This window comes from Streptococcus sp. HMSC066E07 (assembly GCF_001814695.1).
In the GTDB taxonomy this organism is placed as follows: Bacteria; Bacillota; Bacilli; order Lactobacillales; family Streptococcaceae; genus Streptococcus; species Streptococcus hominis.
Genome location: NZ_KV817412.1, coordinates 15,644 through 32,083 on the forward strand (window position 1 = coordinate 15,644; position 16,440 = coordinate 32,083).

16 protein-coding genes, 1 tRNA gene and 1 pseudogene are annotated in these 16,440 nt (G+C 37.9%); 2 read left to right on the plus strand and 16 right to left on the minus strand.

Translation table 11 applies throughout. From position 1 onward, the window contains the following. Window positions 1–31: 31 nt before the first annotated feature. From HMPREF2984_RS00500 to HMPREF2984_RS00520, 5 genes are all read right to left on the minus strand, one after another. On the minus strand, window positions 32–487 hold the full coding sequence (locus tag HMPREF2984_RS00500; RefSeq protein WP_049507117.1) for a hypothetical protein: 456 nt from the start codon (window positions 485–487) through the stop codon (window positions 32–34). Between the two features lie 385 nt (window positions 488–872). Beyond that, complete coding sequence (locus tag HMPREF2984_RS00505) at window positions 873–1,571, minus strand: alpha/beta fold hydrolase (RefSeq protein WP_059220783.1); 699 nt, start codon at window positions 1,569–1,571, stop codon at window positions 873–875. A gap of 130 nt (window positions 1,572–1,701) precedes the next feature. Continuing rightward, a tRNA-Arg gene (locus HMPREF2984_RS00510) sits at window positions 1,702–1,773 on the minus strand. Between the two features lie 39 nt (window positions 1,774–1,812). Further along, window positions 1,813–2,160 carry a 50S ribosomal protein L19 gene (gene rplS / locus HMPREF2984_RS00515; RefSeq protein ID WP_003024326.1) on the minus strand — a complete coding sequence of 116 codons (348 nt, stop codon included), beginning with the start codon at window positions 2,158–2,160 and terminating at the stop codon, window positions 1,813–1,815. A 149-nt stretch (window positions 2,161–2,309) separates the two neighbouring features. Further along, window positions 2,310–3,269 (minus strand): ROK family glucokinase, encoded by a 960-nt coding sequence (locus HMPREF2984_RS00520; protein ID WP_003027901.1) that lies wholly within the window; start codon window positions 3,267–3,269, stop codon window positions 2,310–2,312. 315 nt (window positions 3,270–3,584) lie between these two features. Between HMPREF2984_RS00520 and HMPREF2984_RS09825 the strand changes: the two genes are divergently transcribed. Beyond that, window positions 3,585–3,980, plus strand: coding sequence for a helix-turn-helix domain-containing protein (locus HMPREF2984_RS09825; RefSeq protein ID WP_003027902.1), 396 nt, complete (start codon window positions 3,585–3,587; stop codon window positions 3,978–3,980). 842 nt (window positions 3,981–4,822) lie between these two features. Here HMPREF2984_RS09825 and HMPREF2984_RS00535 read toward each other — a convergent pair. From HMPREF2984_RS00535 to HMPREF2984_RS00560, 6 genes are all read right to left on the minus strand, one after another. Then, the gene (locus tag HMPREF2984_RS00535) at window positions 4,823–5,617 is read right to left on the minus strand and encodes an aldo/keto reductase (protein WP_224785102.1); all 795 of its coding nucleotides are present in this window, start codon (window positions 5,615–5,617) and stop codon (window positions 4,823–4,825) included. Window positions 5,618–5,869: 252 nt separating this feature from the next. Beyond that, window positions 5,870–6,712 carry an alpha/beta hydrolase gene (locus tag HMPREF2984_RS00540; RefSeq protein WP_049533844.1) on the minus strand — a complete coding sequence of 281 codons (843 nt, stop codon included), beginning with the start codon at window positions 6,710–6,712 and terminating at the stop codon, window positions 5,870–5,872. Continuing rightward, on the minus strand, window positions 6,705–8,033 hold the full coding sequence (locus HMPREF2984_RS00545; RefSeq protein ID WP_070670001.1) for a PTS sugar transporter subunit IIC: 1,329 nt from the start codon (window positions 8,031–8,033) through the stop codon (window positions 6,705–6,707). Before HMPREF2984_RS00545 ends, HMPREF2984_RS00540 begins: the two co-directional genes overlap by 8 nt. 140 nt (window positions 8,034–8,173) lie before the next feature. After that, on the minus strand, window positions 8,174–9,103 hold the full coding sequence (locus tag HMPREF2984_RS00550; protein ID WP_070670003.1) for a hypothetical protein: 930 nt from the start codon (window positions 9,101–9,103) through the stop codon (window positions 8,174–8,176). 345 nt (window positions 9,104–9,448) lie between these two features. Continuing rightward, on the minus strand, window positions 9,449–10,315 hold the full coding sequence (gene thrB / locus HMPREF2984_RS00555) for a homoserine kinase (protein ID WP_070670005.1): 867 nt from the start codon (window positions 10,313–10,315) through the stop codon (window positions 9,449–9,451). A 1-nt stretch (window position 10,316) separates the two neighbouring features. After that, entirely contained in the window at window positions 10,317–11,603 is a 1,287-nt protein-coding gene (locus HMPREF2984_RS00560) for a homoserine dehydrogenase (RefSeq protein ID WP_070670007.1), read from the minus strand. 178 nt (window positions 11,604–11,781) lie between these two features. On the opposite strand from HMPREF2984_RS00560, the gene HMPREF2984_RS00565 reads away from it, so the two are divergent. After that, on the plus strand, window positions 11,782–12,732 hold the full coding sequence (locus tag HMPREF2984_RS00565) for a polysaccharide deacetylase family protein (RefSeq protein ID WP_003024277.1): 951 nt from the start codon (window positions 11,782–11,784) through the stop codon (window positions 12,730–12,732). A gap of 32 nt (window positions 12,733–12,764) precedes the next feature. On the opposite strand, the gene HMPREF2984_RS09555 is transcribed toward HMPREF2984_RS00565, so the two are convergent. From HMPREF2984_RS09555 to galT, 5 genes and pseudogenes are all read right to left on the minus strand, one after another. Continuing rightward, the gene (locus HMPREF2984_RS09555; RefSeq protein WP_003024275.1) at window positions 12,765–12,926 is read right to left on the minus strand and encodes a hypothetical protein; all 162 of its coding nucleotides are present in this window, start codon (window positions 12,924–12,926) and stop codon (window positions 12,765–12,767) included. A gap of 14 nt (window positions 12,927–12,940) precedes the next feature. Further along, window positions 12,941–14,251 (minus strand): GTPase ObgE, encoded by a 1,311-nt coding sequence (gene obgE, locus HMPREF2984_RS00570; protein WP_049533833.1) that lies wholly within the window; start codon window positions 14,249–14,251, stop codon window positions 12,941–12,943. Window positions 14,252–14,308: 57 nt separating this feature from the next. After that, the gene (locus HMPREF2984_RS00575) at window positions 14,309–14,443 is read right to left on the minus strand and encodes a DUF4044 domain-containing protein (RefSeq protein WP_003024272.1); all 135 of its coding nucleotides are present in this window, start codon (window positions 14,441–14,443) and stop codon (window positions 14,309–14,311) included. Between the two features lie 143 nt (window positions 14,444–14,586). Next, window positions 14,587–14,790, minus strand: a pseudogene (locus HMPREF2984_RS00580) (hypothetical protein); the annotation flags it as partial. A gap of 103 nt (window positions 14,791–14,893) precedes the next feature. Beyond that, window positions 14,894–16,375: a UDP-glucose--hexose-1-phosphate uridylyltransferase gene (galT, locus tag HMPREF2984_RS00585; RefSeq protein WP_070670010.1), complete on the minus strand. Its 1,482-nt coding sequence runs from the start codon at window positions 16,373–16,375 to the stop codon at window positions 14,894–14,896. Window positions 16,376–16,440 lie beyond the last annotated feature (65 nt).

Below are 16,440 nucleotides of genomic sequence, written 5' to 3' on the forward strand. Positions count from 1 at the left end.
ATTCTATTATATCATGACTTCCTCTGAAATATTAAGAATTTGTTGTATTTGAATCATTATTTTCTGTCGTGCTACTATTCTTATCTGATTTGGTTGAACCGTCAGCATTTGATGGAGCTTTTTTCTTTGAGTTATTACTGTTTCCTGAGCCATTTTGGCTATTACTATTGTCACTTTGGTTGCCATTTTGTTGGGGTGGCATTCCATTTGGACCACCTTGGTTATTTCCGTTTTGTTGTCCACCTGGAGGCATTCCTGGACCACCTTGATTTTGGTTCCCCTGTTGCTGGTTATTCTGTGCCTGAGTTGTTGTGCTTGTCTGTACTTTTGCCTGCTGATTGAGTGCATTTGTTGCTAAAGAGCCAATGCCTAGCCCACCGAGAAGACCAACAGCGAGTGATCCGCTCGCTACAACAGTCATCCACCATTTGGTACTTTTTTCAACCATGATCATCTTCTCTCTCTTCCTTGTGTTCTCTTGTTTCATTTTTATCAAATTCCTTCTTTCTATTTTTAAGCGATCAGAGATTGCATTCCAAAGAGTATTGCCACAATAACTTCTTTGATGCCAAAATTTATCAGACAAACAAATTTAACTTTGAGTTTTTCATCTCATCACGTCCTTTCTTTTGAATGGAACTATCATATCTACTTTTTCTTAAAAGTGACTGAATTTTTTCTTAAAAGAAACTAAAAATAAAGAGAGAAAATAGTAAAATGATACACAAAATATAAAAAGAAAAAACTAAATCAGAATATTCCAATTTAGTTTAGAAGATTATCTCATAAAACTTGTCCTAGAAAAGGCAAAGAGCATAGTCTCTTTTCTCAAAAGAGTGACCTAATTTCCATTTTATCTTCAAGTAATGCTGCTATTCTTTCGGTTTTTCCATATACAATGAATGACTACAGCTAGTCATTTCTATGAGGTTTAGAAAGTTCGGGATGGTCTGTATAGCCCTCTTTTTCCAAATTGGCGTTTCCTTATTTATTTCTGGAATGAACAAAATTGCATTTTTATTTTTCAAAAAGGACAAATTTCTAAAAGCTTGCCGTCTTATTGTCAATAAATGAGTCATTAACTTTTTAGATAAGCTTAAATGCCAATGTTTTTGAACTTTATCAAAAACAAAACTTTCTTTTGCCGCCCTCTCCAAATCTTCTGACCATACAGCAGAGCTTTGTTTTTCAGTTATAACAGCTTTCTTTAGGCTTTCATAAACACTCGTTTGAAGATAATTCAGAGAATCTTCAATTTCTACATTCAAAGGGCAAATTTTATCCATATTAATGTATCCACCATCTAATAAGACGAGATGCGTAATTTTATCATAGACACTTGTTAGATAAACTGCTAAATCTGCTCCCAAAGAATGGGCTATTAACAGAATATCGTCATCCATATCAACTTGTGCCATAAACCAATCTTTCAACGCCTGTAATGAAATCAGTTGCTCTTCCAACCTAGAATCATAAATATCTAGATAAGTAACTGGAAAAGACAGTGCATTAAAAAAGTCCTGGGGATAATAGCAATTGCAGCCTAGTCCTCCAATAAAATAAGCCTTCATATTCTTATCCTTTCAGTCAGATGTTTCCAAAACAAAGTTTACTTTTATATTTTATTGAGAATAACAAGCAAATATTGAACTCAAAAAACACAAAAGCCCTTCAACAATAAGGACTTTTGAGGACACATTATGTCCCCTGCCGGAATCGAACCAGCAACTACTCCTTAGGAGGGAGTTGTTATATCCATTGAACTAAGGGGACTAGAGAAAAACTCTGCCAAGTGACAGAGTTAATTCTACATTAACGGCGAATTTCTTTGATACGCGCTGCTTTACCTTGCAATGCACGAAGGTAATACAATTTCGCACGACGTACTTTACCGTAACGCACTACTTCAATCTTTTCAACACGTGGTGTGTGAAGTGGGAAGATACGTTCAACACCTACACCGTTAGAGATTTTACGAACAGTATAGTTTTCTGAAATACCAGCACCTTTACGAGCGATAACCACACCTTCGAAAATTTGGATACGTTCGCGATTTCCTTCGACAACTTTCGCATGAACACGAACAGTGTCACCAGGACGGAATGCAGGAATATCAGTACGAAGTTGACCTTCAGTCAAACTTTGGATTAATGGATTCATTTTTCTTCTCCTATCTTACTAATCTTGCAGTTCAAGACCACAGCGGATTAGTCGTTTTCTAGTGCTTCCATTGCGCACTAACTAATATTATAACAAATTCTATAATAATTGTAAATGCCTTATTCGGATTATTCTTCCATTTTAGCGAATTATTGAAGAACCAATGAAGCTGCTCCAATGACGCCTGCATCATTTCCAAGCGTTGCAAGTGCAAGTTTTGTTGATGTACGCACTTGAGGGAAAGAATTTTCTTCATAGACCTTACGAACACCGTCTAGCAAAAATTCACCTGCTGCAGAGACGCCACCACCAATGACAATTGTTGACGGATTTAAGATAGATCCGATATTCGCACAAGCTATACCAAGATAACGTGCAAAATTGCGATAAACAATGAGGGCTAGTTCATCACCAGCTTTAGCCAAATCAAAGACAATTTTTGCATTAACGTCTTCACCGTTATCAATCAATTTTTTCAGCTCTGCATCACCAGCATATTCATCAGCGTAGCGACGCGTTAAATTGACAATTCCCGTTGCAGAAGCTACAGTTTCTAGGCAACCTTTTTTGCCACAAGTACAGAGAATCGGCTGGTCAAAATCAACTGTGATATGTCCCAATTCTCCGGCTGCTCCAGCTACACCATGCAGTAGTTTTCCTTCCGCAACAATGCCACCACCGACACCTGTCCCAAGTGTCATAAAGACGACATCTGGTTGGTTTTCACCAGCACCTTTCCAACGTTCGCCAAGCGCAGCTACATTCGCATCATTATCAATAAAGAAAGGAATGCCAGTCGCTTTTTCAATTTTTTCTTTTACGGGTTGAAGGGTTTTCCAGTTTAAGTTGTAAGCTCCGATAACAGTTCCTTTTTCACGATCCACGACACCAGGAGAACCCATACCAATTCCAATGAAATCTTCAGCTGAAAGGTTTAATAATTTCAAGCGATGGTTGATCGATTCAATCATATCATCAACAATATGACTGCCTTCATCTAAAATATTTGTCTTAATAGACCATTTTTCTTGAACTTCTCCTTCTTGGGTCAGAATCGCAAACTTCACAGATGTACCACCTAGGTCAATCCCAATAATTTTTTTAGACATGCTACTCTCCTCTAATAACTTTTTTTCATTCTTATTATATCAGATTTTTTACGAATTGAAAAGGTTTGCATAGAACTTGAATAGTTTTGAATGACTTGTGCTACTCTCTGCTTTCATTTTACAAGACAAATAAAAAATTGCACAATAACGATAGATAATATTAGTATTCATTTTACCTATAGTTAAAACTGTCCAATTCATTGATCAAAAAGGAGACATCATGCTGAATTTACAACACTTGGAGCAACTCATTGTTTTACCTTGTCTAAGGCAGCCGAAGTCCTACTCATCTCTCAGCTATCCTTAACTCGAAATATGCAAATGCTGGAAGATGAATTGGGAGTTACTCTTTTTGAGCGAAGAAAAAATAAATTAAGTTTCACGGAAACCGGTCATCAAACAGTTAAACTAACCAAAAAATTTCTGAAACAAAAACAAAAATTTCTCGATGATGTACAACATTTTGCATTAAAAGAAAGTACTATTTTTGGTGGTGTTAATGCGCCGGGAGCCATCTTTGAACTGGAAAGTCGTATAAAAGAAAAGGGCTTGGAACAACACATTCAAATTGAGCAAAAGACGAATGACGAATTGGAAAAAGCTCTGGATGACGAAAACGTTCACTTCATTGTAACAGACTATCCTATCAAAAAGAGCATATTCTTTCCATGGGGCTTTTCATGGAGCAACTTTACTTATCCGTTCCCTTGACTCACCCGTATGCCACACGAAAAGAGATAAAACTTGCAGAATTGGCTAATTTGACTATGCTGCTGCGGATCGGATCTAGGCATTTGGCAGCCATTAGTCAATCAACTGACGCAAACAAAGTTTATTGTTCAAAAAGATTGGGTAGCCTTTGTTGATTTGGTAAATGCTTCTGAATTACCAACTTTTTCTACCAATATTACTCAACAAAACACTGAAGAATCCACTGTGAATAGTCAACGTATCCAGATTCCTATCTCGGACAAAGAAGCTACCAAGACTTTCTACATTTCCGTTTTGAAGAAGAATAAAGCTATTTTACAGGAGTTGGTGAAAACTAAATGATCTATGTTTATGAAAAAACATGATATATTCACTATAAAATAAGATTATTAAACAACTAAATACTGTTCTAGTATTAAAACTGAATAAGATGAAAAAGCCCAACTCAATCAAAATAAAAAGTTAGGCTTTTTTCTTGGTGCTATTGTATTGTAAAATAAGATGATTAGTTAAAATACTTGCCCTTTATATACAGACCTATCACCAAAATATTTTCTAATAGAAATATCACAAATACGATTAATTTAACATATTTGTTTGGAAATAACAATGCAATAATTGGTAAGATAAAATAGCTAGCAAGAACAAATAGACTAAATTTTGGAGTTAACATTAGATAACCTTTCAAAAATTATAATAAAGCATTCTTTACATCAGATTACTTACATATATAATAATCTTTTTCAAACGAAAATCAACTAATTATACCCAATTGTTATTAAAATATTATCTGAATGAAAACTAACGTAGTTATTTTCTGAAATCAAACAAAAATCCTGTTTTCATTTTCTCCCCAGAAATCCTAAAAAGAGATCTATTGTGCTGGCTTCTTGATGATTAAAGAAAAGGCTGGTTTGGGTGTCCATGCTTGCAATCTTTACCATATTCTCTGCACTGAGTTCAAAGTCAAAAACATCAATATTTTCCTTCATTCGCTCAAAACATGAAGACTTAGTTAAGCAAACGATTCCCCGTTGAACTTGCCAGCGAACCATGACTTGTGCAGTGGATTTACCATGTTTATCAGCAATACTTTTGAGAATTGGATTGTTGAAAATGTCACCACGACCTTCTGCAAAAGTAGCCCAAGATTCAATTTGCACCTTATTTTTTATCATATTTTCTTGTGCGAATATCTGTTGATTCAGTGGGTGAGTTTCCACTTGATTGACTTGTGGTGTAATCTCATTGAAAGCTACAATGTCGCTGAGACGATCTGGATAGAAATTAGACACACCAATCGCTCGAAGTTTTCCTTCTTTGTAAAGCTTTTCCAAAGCACGGTAGGCACCATAATAGTCACCAAAAGGTTGGTGGAGCAACATAAGATCCAGATAATCTAACTTCATTTTGTCAAGAGATTCTAAAACCGAGGCATAAGCCTTGTCGTAGCCATAGTTGGATAGCCAGACTTTACTAGTGATGAAAAACTCTTTGCGGTCAATCCCAGACTCTCGAATCGCCTCACCTATTTCCTTTTCATTGGCATAGGCTTGAGCAATATCAAAATGACGATAACCTGCCTTGACAGCATTTAGTACAGCACTCTTGGTATCTTTGGGAGCAATTCGGTACACTCCAAAACCTTAAATTGGAATTTCGACACCGTTATTTAAGGTTATATTTTGCATGTGATTTCCTCTTTTAGCAATTTTTATCATAAGTATAACGCTCTTTTCAGAAAAAGTACAATAGCAAAATTGCAGAGTAATATGCAAAAAATGAATAGCAATTATCGTCCGATTCATAATTTATAACAACAAAAAGAGGAGATTAGGGTAGATGACCATGATTGTGTCAGCAGCCCTAGTCGTCTGTCCTACTCCTTCTCAATTTCTTTGATTTCGCTGGTTTTGTCTATCTATAAGGCGCTCTTGAACTAAGGAGACAACCTCATCATTGGTTGGCAAGTCCGAGTGCTGGGCATCCGCACCTGTGACTGTGGTTTCAGTATAGTGCGCTGCTTGTCCTTGATAAATATATTTCCCTGCACTCACGCTCGCATCTGGTACCAATTCGTCTGAATCATAAGTAATGGTTCCTGCAACAGAATACATAGCTAAAGTAGTCGGAATATTTTCGCGATTTTTGATGAAATCAGCTAACATCTCAGTTTTGTTGTTGATATTGGTTTCAGTAAAGTTATAAGGCGTTCCGATTGTCATCAACTTCTTCAATTCCACATCATAGCTGCCGAGGTAATTTTCAATAAAAGCTGTGTAAATTAAACCACCATTCGAGTGACCCAAGCCTTTAAAATTATTGAAATTGTATTTTCCTTGGAGATTTTCAAAGGCAGCGTCAACCATTTTGGCCTGTTTTTTGATGTTACTATAGCCATCTTTATTATTTTCAAAACCAATTACAATGATTGGCTCGTTATCATTCGCTGCGATAGAGCCATTATATGTAATTCGTCCGTCATTCCAGACCTTAACTTTGAGCAAGCTATGCTTCACGCCACGACGTCTTTGATTGAGCTTTTGAACCAAGCCGTCAAAGCGGCTCTCCGTAGCAGAACTACCTGGTATCATAATGATTGGCGACATCCGAGCATTATAAAATTTAGCAATTTGATCAATGTTTTTTCTCGTCCAACTATAAGAGGGAATTGCTAGTCCTATCAAAAAAATTAGAACAATTAGTAGCACTATTTTTACCTTTTTAGTCATGTTCGCCTCCTTTCTGATCCATTTGTCTGAGTTCCCCATGAATCCGGTCATTAAATCTCACAAAGGGGATATAAATGAGAACATCGATAATAAAAATGAAAATTCCTACTGCTAATGCTCGCAAACTTCCGCCTGTCCCAATAAAAGCATAGAGTACACTTGGCGCTCCGCTAGGAACTGGATAGACAGCCGGAGGCATTATTCTAAAATATAGAAAAATACTAGCTACAAAGACATTCAGCATTGGTACGAGGATAAAAGGGATTAAAAATAGAAAATTGAAAAATATAGGAATCCCGACCATAAAGGCTACGCCGTGGTTAAATAAGGAAGGAAAGATACTCTTCAAACTGACATCGCGATCCTTGTCACTGCGTGATTTCCATAAAATGGCTACGAGAAGAGCTAAAACTCCGCCCAGACCTGAAAACGTTCCATAAGCATCATACAGATTGGTCGTTGAAAAGAGATAAGGTACCCCTGTTGTAGTATGATGTTTCAAAGCATAATTAAGATTATCTAATGCAAACGAATCATTTATAAAAGGAATATTGTTGAAGAGATTGCTATTTCCAATCCAAGCGCTAAAAGTCCGTAAGGCAGTATTCATTTCAATGACAAAGATATTGTTTCGATTGACAATTAAGCCTGACAAAAAATTTGCAATTGTTGAGAAAACATTGTATCGATTGCCCAGATTAATGAGAAAACTAACCAAGACAGCCAGAGCAAACGAGCAGAAGATAGGGCGCAACGTTTTAGGGTAATAAATAAAATGCTCATCTACAATGTGATCATCATTCGGACTTGAAAATCGAAAAATTTGTCCCACCACATAACCAATCAATATTGCAACAATTAGATTGATATTGACAGGAAGATTGATTCTCGTCAAAGCGCCGTCATTTAAAACCACCGAAAATAATTCGCGTGAATTGATTAATAAGCTAAAAATAAAGGCTGTAATCCCAGCTGTCCCCGTACTACGACCATAATAACCAGCTGTGTACTTTGCACTAAAATAAGTTGCTAATGGTCCTGCCAATCCTCCTATTAGATAGGTGAAATTTGTCGTAACTAAGCTAATAGTTGAAAAATGAGGAAACCAATGCCGAATCGCAAAAAGATTGTTGATATAGCCATTTATACCAAAAATGGATTCAGAAAAAACCATTGTTATCGTCGTCAGCAAGAAAAACGGAAAGAGCGATACCAATGTTTCTTGTGTAATTTTAATGAAACTCATTTGCCGAAAGGCAATCATTTTTTTTATTAGGTATTGATCTATACTACTTTTTCTGGTTAATTTATTGAATATCATAGCTTGATTGTAGCATAGTTGAGATGACGATTCAATTAGCTTCTTTAAAATTAAATGCTAAATGTTTTGAATAGTTATTCTTTAATGTTTTTGATCAGATCTAAAAAGGCTCAGATAAAAATCTAAACCTTTGAATTCTTTTACCCTAATTTTCTTGTAACATATTTTTGTGACTGTGCAGACAAAACGCTAATAATCGTTCCCACAGCACCGGCACCTGTGAATAATAATAGCAAACCAAGATTTGTCCAATAAGAGATATGCACTTCATTGCCATTAAAAATATACTCTGTTAGATCAGTAAAGGCTGTAAAAACATCCACTCCTTCTGCTTTTGCAAGCTGAATAGCATAGTCAAACTGATGTGCAACCAACATCATCACAAACATAAACACGACACTGATTGCAATCCCAACTTTAGATAACTTTTTACCTAACAATTCATATCCTTTAATCGTACAAACTCCCATGACAATCCCTGCAACAACAGCTACATATCCAAGTTGAGCAATCACCAAGATAACAATTCCCCCTATCAAGCTCCCTAGAAAGGCTCCTACCGTCCCTGCTAAGATACTTTCCTTTTGGTGGTCATAAACTTGGTTTTCAATTGACAAGTTTGAGCTTAATTCTTGAAATGCTTCTGGTGAAAGCAGTAAAAGGTTCCCTCCGACTTGATAAAGATCTACTTGCCCTGCTTTTCCGGTCTGCTCACAAACATTCGTAAGATTTTTTTCTTTCAAGAACACGATAATGTCTTGTAATCCTTGACGAATATGTTCACGTGTTTTTCCTTTAGTCATACCAGTTTTAATATAAAAAGTTGCTTTATATAAATTAACCTGATAAGTTTTCAAAGCCTTAGAAGATTTCGTCAACTCTTTAAATTCTTCCAAAGACGGTAATGCTTCACCATTTTTTACCGAACAACAAATACAGTAATGATTTTTTTGATTCGTTTGTTCAATATAGAAAGTATAACCATCTTTTTGACCAAAAATAACAGATGAAGTCTCATCAAACTGCAACCCTAACTCATCCGCAAGCGCCTGCAAATCAAGTTTATTCATAACCGTGCTCCTTTATATATTCTTTATTTATTATAGCATACATTTGAATAAATAGACAAGAGGAGATTTTTTGTAAAAATATTAAAAGAGGTTAGGACAAAAATTCCCAACCTAAAAAGTACACTATCGCAGCGACTGATTGCTCAAAGTACTGCCTTGAGGTGGCAGTTCGAGCTTTCCAAGCGGTTCACTTTTCAAGCTCAGAAGAGCCACTTTTGGCGAAAACTTCGTTTTCCTTGTCTGCCCTCACAATAGTTGCTCAGACTATTGAGCAACCTTACGAAAGTAGGATTACGAACTAAATTTTCGTTTCATTAGTTCTGTTCCACCCTCTTCACTCTCTTCTCAATTTTCTACTCGGACGCCTTGGCCATCAACCTGAAGTTCAAAAACTTGTCCTTTAAATTGTTGCTCTTCTATTTTATCTTTTAGCATATTCGACTGTTCTTTTGGTGCTAGAACCATCACAGTAGGTCCTGCTCCTGATAGATAAGTCGCATACGCACCGTTTTTCTTTGCCAACATCTTGATTTTTGGAAATTCCTTAATCAAACCTTGGCGAAAACGCTCATGAAAACGGTCGGACTCAATAGCACGCCCCGCTGTTACCATATCGCCCTTCATTAAAGCGGCAATAGCCACATTCGCTACAGAGCTTGCAGTGACAGCTTCACGATAAGATAAACCTTTTGGAAGAACGCTACGGCTGTCTTTAGTACGCAATTCATAATTTGGAACATAGGCAATAAAGCTTACTTCTGGAAATTCCGTCACTACAGTTGAAACTTTCTCGTTTAAATAACTAGAAATCGTCAAATTACCATAAATAGCAGGTGCTACATTATCTGGATGTCCCTCAATTTTCGTCGCAAAATTCAATTTTTCAGCATTTGACAACTGCAAATTTGCCAATTGATTTGCAAGTTCAATCCCTGCAACAATAACGGAACTAGAAGAACCCAGACCACGCGCTAAAGGAATATCACTTGTCATTTTTAAATGATGAGGTTGAATAGCTGGAGCAATTCTGCGCGCCACTTTAATCAATAAATTCCGTTCGTTAGAAGGAATACGCCGCTCCAAATCATGCTCAATCATCCAATGGTCGCTTTCTCCCAAAACTTCAATGGTTAGATATTTACTGACAGCTACACCAACCGAATCAAATCCCGGACCAATATTCGCACTCGTTGCAGGTACAATAATTTTCATTTTATTCTCCTAATACTTTGAAGGTGTTTAATAATTTAAAATCAGAAGTTGCCTGCAATTTTCGAGTGACATTTTCTAGCTGCGTTTTGTTGACAGCATGAGTAATAATCACAACACGTGCGGTATTTCCGTCTGTTCCTTGTTGCAGAATTTGTTTAAAGGAGATATTTTCAGCATTAAAAATTTCTGCTAAGCGTAAAACTTGTCCTTTCGCATCAGGTGCTAATATCGAAAAGTAGTACAGGCTCTTACGATCTTCTGGTTTAGCCAGAACTAATTCACGCCGGAACTCATTAAAGGCTTTTCCAACGGTTCCTTCGTTTATCCGTCGAACAATCCGAATAATATCTGCGACAACGCTTGTTGCAGTGGGTTTTTGTCCAGCACCTGGACCGTAATACATCGACTCACCAATACCTATAGATTCCACAAAGACTGCATTCATCACGCCATTCACACTAGCAAGAGGATGAGATTTTGGTAAAAAGGTCGGTGTGACTTCTGCAGCGAGACCTGATTCCGTTTCTTCAATGGAACCAACTAATTTGACAACATAGCCTAATTGCTGCGCAACTGCTACATCTTCTGGTGTAATATTGCGAATGCCTTGGTGGGCGACATCTTCAAATTTAACCGTCATTCCAAAGGCAAATTGACTCAAAATAACCATTTTATATGCAGCATCAATCCCATCCACATCATTGGTTGGGTCACTTTCTGCAAATCCAAGTCGTTGTGCTTCAGCAAGTGCCGCCTCATAAGACCAGCCCTCTTCTACCATTTTGGTCATCATGAAGTTGGATGTCCCATTGACCACACCAAGAATACGTGTAATTTTATCAGAAGCTAGGGAATTAACAAGCGTGCGTAAAATCGGAATTCCTCCCGCTACTGCCGCTTCATAGTAAAGAGCTACCTTGTGTTTTGCAGCAATCTCAAGCAACTCAGCGCCATGAACTGCCAGCAAGTCTTTATTTGCAGTGATAACATGCTTACCTGCCTCTAGCGCTTGAGTGATGAAAGTTTTTGCAGGTTCAATACGCCCCATCAATTCAACGACAATCGTTACTTCATTATCATTTAAAATTTCATCAATCGTCGTGACAAAATTAAAATGATTTCCTGCTGCTAACAAGCATTCTTTTTCAGCATCATCTTTTACCAATACTTTCGCAATTTCAATTTCTGAATGAGCTGCTTGCACAATCTTTTCACTATTTTCTTTCAATAAAAATGGAACACCACTAGCAACTGTCCCAAAACCAAGTAAAGCAATTTTAATAGACATGACTACTCCTTGAGATTTTATGCTTTTTATTATAGCAAATAAACTTGTTTTTTTCTAGTAAGCAGACTTTAGGATTTTTATAAAAATAATAGAAATCTATTTTAAAAAATTGTGAACGGTTAGTCAGAAATATGGTAAAATATACATAGTGATTTAAAAGTAAAAGGAGTTCCACATAATGGGAAAACATTCTGGTAATCGTTCTGTACGAAATCGTATTCGTAAGAGGAGACAACGACGTGCTATTATAAGCTTCATCTTATTGGTTGTTCTGGTTATTGCAGGAACATTTATGTGGAAACGCTCTGGAACAAATCTGGCTAATAACCATACCAGAACTGCCACTTCAAAAGTGAGCAAATCTTCTACTTCTCAAGCAACTACTGAAGAAACATCTGGATCTAGTGAAAAAGTAAGCAAAGTGAAATGGATAAAGCAAGATCAGCCTGTTAAATTCCCTATTTTGATGTACCATGCGATTCACAATATGGATCCTTCTGAAGCAGCAAATGCTGGTTTGATTGTCTCGCCTGAAACGTTTGAAAGTCATTTGAAAGCTCTAAAAGACGCTGGCTATTATACTCTCACGCCAAAGGAAGCCTATAAAGTTTTGACTGAAAATGTCCTTCCGAAAAATAAAAAAGTCGTTTGGTTGACCTTTGATGATAGTTTGAGAGATTTTTACACCAATGCTTTCCCACTTCTTCAAAAATACCAAATGCGGGCAACCAATAATGTCATTACTGGTTTTGTCGAAAATGGACGCGAGGATATACTGACGCTTGCGCAAATCAAGGAAATGAAGCAAAAGGGAATGTCTTTTGAAGATCATACCGTTAATCATCCGGATTTATCCCTTTCAAGTGCAGAAACACAAACGACAGAATTGCAAGCTTCTAAGCAATATCTAGACAGCAACCTGTCACAAAACACAACGACGGTTGCTTATCCTTCTGGACGTTATAGTGAAACAACGACACAGATTGCTGAAAGCCTCGGCTATAAAATGGGGTTAACAACCAACAATGGACTAGCTTCTCTTAATGACGGACTTCTAACCCTCAACCGTGTCCGTGTCAATCCAACCACAACTGCCCAAGACTTATTAAACGAAATTACCACAAACTGAAAAATAGGACTTAGCTCAAAAATGAGCAAGTCCTATTCTTTTTTCTTTTGTGCTAATTTTTCACGTTCCAAGCGAAGCTTTCGGTTCGGATTGAGTTTGTTAAAAAGTTTTTCAAGCTTTTTTTCATTCCAAACGTCAGCTGCAGAAACGAAATTGCCATTTTCATCGCGAAAGGATATTGGTTTATCACCCATGATATCACTCCTTTTTAGTCTACAAATTCAAATTCAAACTTGCCGATGCGAACTAAGTCACCATCCTTAGCACCACGCGCCCGCAATGCTTCGTCTACCCCCATACCACGTAGTTGCCGTGCAAATTTCATGACAGCTTCCTCACGGTCAAAGTTCGTCATGGTAAAGAGTTTTTCCAACTTATCACCAGATAAAACCCAGGCAGCGTCATCATCGCGTGAAATTTCAAAGGCTGGAGCATCTTCATCAAAGCCATAGTAGGCTTCTTCTTCCATTTCAGACTCATCATAAAGCAGAAATTCAGGTGTTTTATCAAGCAATTCTGCAGTTGCATCCAAAAGCGTTGACAAGCCTTGTTTCGTCAAACTTGAAATTGGAAAAATCTGTGGCAGTTCATCAAATTCATCATAATTTGCTACTAATTTTTCTTTAAAGACTTTTAGATTCTCTGCACTTTCAGGCATGTCCATTTTATTAGCAACAATAATCTGTGGACGTTCCATTAAGCGAAGATTGTAGGATTCCAATTCCTTATTGATAGCAAGATAATCTTCGTAAGGATCACGTCCTTCGCTAGCTGACATATCAATGACATGCAAGATGACACGAGTTCGCTCAATATGGCGAAGAAATTGTGTCCCAAGTCCTACACCTTGGCTAGCTCCTTCAATCAAGCCAGGCAGGTCTGCCACAGCAAAGGATTCACCGGACTGTGTCCGAACCATTCCAAGATTAGGTACAATGGTCGTGAAATGATAAGCGCCAATTTTCGGTTTAGCAGAAGTGATAACACTCAAAAGAGTGGATTTCCCAACAGACGGAAACCCAACCAAACCAACATCTGCCAAAATTTTCAGTTCCAACTGGAGTTCACGTTCTTGTCCCGGTTCACCGTTTTCAGAAATTTCTGGTGCTGGATTTTTAGGCGTCGCAAAGCGAATATTGCCACGACCTCCACGACCTCCATGAGCTACGACGAACTCTTGCCCATTTTCAATCAAATCTGTCAGGATTTTCCCTGTTTCAGCATCACGAACCGTCGTCCCTTGCGGTACATGAACAATGAGGTCTTCTGCTCCACGACCGTGCATTCCCTTGGTCATCCCCTTTTCACCAGACTGAGCCTTAAAATGACGATTGTAACGAAAATCCATCAAAGTGCGAAGCCCTTCATCTACGACAAAAACAACATTGCCGCCACGACCACCGTCACCGCCCCAAGGTCCTCCATTTGGGACATACTTTTCACGGCGGAAAGCTACCATGCCATCACCGCCATTGCCAGCCTTGACTTTTATCTTAGCTGTATCCAAAAACATACTCATATTTTTCTCTTTTCTCGTTTTCCACTCTAAAAAAACGCTCTTTCAAGCGTTTGAGGATTAGAAATTGCTCAAAGCACCAAGTGCACTTGCAAAGATTGCTCCAACCGTTACCAATAACATGATAACAACTACAATCAAAGTCAATTTTTCAAATCCTGTTTTTTTCCGTTGTCCATTATCACCAAAAGCCACGATATTACCTCTATGTATTTAATTTACTCTTCTAATTGTAACATGAAGAAGATAGTTTTTCAAATGATAGCTGAAATAAAAAGATTACAACTGAAAATTACTAAAAAGTAAAAATCCAACAGGCTTCCTGCTGGATTTCAATGTCAATCAGCGTAACCGTTTGGATGTGTCGAATGCCATTTCCAAGCTGTTTCGATAATCATCTCAATATTGTCAAATTTCGGTTGCCAACCCAAGACCTGACGTGCCTTGTCAGACGATGCGACAAGTGTATCCGGATTTCCTGGACGACGATCTGCGATTTCAAGTGGAATGGGGTGCCTTGTCACCTTTCGTTCGGCTTCAACCAATCAATCAACTATGTGGGAGCCGATATAACCAACTCCTCCTAATGCTAAAATTGCCATAACCATTCCTTCCTATTTTTTAGATTATATCATAAAAAGGGCGCTATTTCTTAAGACCAACTGATTCAACGAAACGCATAAAGGCGATTTGACCTTCTTTTGTGCGCTTGTAAACACCTGCATCTTCCAAGACACGTTTGAAAATCTGACCAACCGAAGCACGCACGATTGTCTGGACTGATTCTGCTGTTATATCTGAATGGCTATCTTTTAACTGCTCAGCCCACGTTTGATGATAAGGAGCCACTTCTTTTCTTTGTCCCAAAAGAAATTCTTCAACTTCTTTTAACTCATTTTTCAAACGAGGTGGGAGAATCGCTAAGCCCATGACCTCAATCAAACCAATGTTTTCTTTCTTGATATGCTGAACATCTTTATGAGGATGATAAATACCATCTGGATGCTCTTTTGACGTTTGATTGTCCCGAAGAACCAAATCTAACTCAAACTTGCCATTTTTTTGGCGTGCGATTGGAGTAATGGTATGGTGCGATTCACCATTTGACTCAGCTACAATCTGAACAGTCGGATCGGAGTAACTGCGCCATTTCTGTAAAATTTTATCCGCCAAATCTATCAATACGGATTTATCAGTTGATTGCAACCTTAAAACCGACATGGGCCAGTTGACAATACCAGCTTCTACATTTTCAAAACCTGCAAAGATGAAAGTTTTGTCCAGCTCTGCCTTTTCCATAGGAAAAGTATGTCGTCCACCTTGATAATGGTCGTGAGTGAGAATGGAGCCTCCTACGATAGGAAGATCCGCATTGGAGCCTGCAAAATAACCCAGAAAAGTCTCTACAATGTCCAAAAGACGTTCAAAAGTAGCACGACTGATAGCCATAGGAGTATGCTTGCTATCTAAAAAGATACAATGCTCATTAAAATATGCATAGGGCGAATACTGAAAGCCCCATTCTCGTCCGGCTAAATCAAAGCGGATAATTCGATGATTCGCTCGCGCTGGATGATCTAGTCGCCCTTGATACCCTTCATTTTCAAAACAAAGCTGGCAAGCTGGATAGTAGCTCGTCTTGGCTTTCTTAGCTGCTGCAATTTCCTTGGGATCTTTTTCTGGCTTAGAAAGATTGATTGTAATCTCCAAATCACCATATTCAGTCGGTGTTTGATAGGCAATGTTTTTAGAAATGGCTTTGACCTTGATATAATCATTACGCTTACTAAGCTCATAAAAATCAGCAATAGCCCGCTTGGGATCTTGTTCATAAGTCTGCCAAAATTGCTGATTGAGCTGACCGGGTGCTGGCGTGACTAAATTCATCAACTCTGCCCCAAGAATATCCTGTTCTGCGAGAGTTGAGCCGATTTTTCCAACTGCTAAAGCAACTTCTAGTAAATCATCTTTGAGATCAATTAAGCTGGTTGCTGCTGTCTCTTGCTTTGCAGCTTCTTCTCCAACCAGACTCATGACGCGATTTGCTAGATAAATCCGGTCGATTTCTGTAAAAGAGCTATTTGCTATGACCTCCGTTACAAAGGCATTCAGTAAATTTCGTGCCATTGATTTTCCTTTCTTTTATAGAAAGGGCTGAAATCCTCGTCAGCCCTTATTACTATTATGTAAAA

Bases quoted from the DNA above. Each gene is read 5' to 3' on its own strand.
- HMPREF2984_RS00500 (WP_049507117.1), bottom strand. From the start codon at position 487: ATGAAACAAGAGAACACAAGGAAGAGAGAGAAGATGATCATGGTTGAA.
- HMPREF2984_RS00505 (WP_059220783.1), bottom strand. From the start codon at position 1,571: ATGAAGGCTTATTTTATTGGAGGACTAGGCTGCAATTGCTATTATCCC.
- rplS (WP_003024326.1), bottom strand. From the start codon at position 2,160: ATGAATCCATTAATCCAAAGTTTGACTGAAGGTCAACTTCGTACTGAT.
- HMPREF2984_RS00520 (WP_003027901.1), bottom strand. From the start codon at position 3,269: ATGTCTAAAAAAATTATTGGGATTGACCTAGGTGGTACATCTGTGAAG.
- HMPREF2984_RS09825 (WP_003027902.1), top strand. From the start codon at position 3,585: ATGCAAATGCTGGAAGATGAATTGGGAGTTACTCTTTTTGAGCGAAGA.
- HMPREF2984_RS00540 (WP_049533844.1), bottom strand. From the start codon at position 6,712: ATGACTAAAAAGGTAAAAATAGTGCTACTAATTGTTCTAATTTTTTTG.
- HMPREF2984_RS00545 (WP_070670001.1), bottom strand. From the start codon at position 8,033: ATGATATTCAATAAATTAACCAGAAAAAGTAGTATAGATCAATACCTA.
- HMPREF2984_RS00550 (WP_070670003.1), bottom strand. From the start codon at position 9,103: ATGAATAAACTTGATTTGCAGGCGCTTGCGGATGAGTTAGGGTTGCAG.
- thrB (WP_070670005.1), bottom strand. From the start codon at position 10,315: ATGAAAATTATTGTACCTGCAACGAGTGCGAATATTGGTCCGGGATTT.
- HMPREF2984_RS00560 (WP_070670007.1), bottom strand. From the start codon at position 11,603: ATGTCTATTAAAATTGCTTTACTTGGTTTTGGGACAGTTGCTAGTGGT.
- HMPREF2984_RS00565 (WP_003024277.1), top strand. From the start codon at position 11,782: ATGGGAAAACATTCTGGTAATCGTTCTGTACGAAATCGTATTCGTAAG.
- HMPREF2984_RS09555 (WP_003024275.1), bottom strand. From the start codon at position 12,926: ATGGGTGATAAACCAATATCCTTTCGCGATGAAAATGGCAATTTCGTT.
- obgE (WP_049533833.1), bottom strand. From the start codon at position 14,251: ATGAGTATGTTTTTGGATACAGCTAAGATAAAAGTCAAGGCTGGCAAT.
- galT (WP_070670010.1), bottom strand. From the start codon at position 16,375: ATGGCACGAAATTTACTGAATGCCTTTGTAACGGAGGTCATAGCAAAT.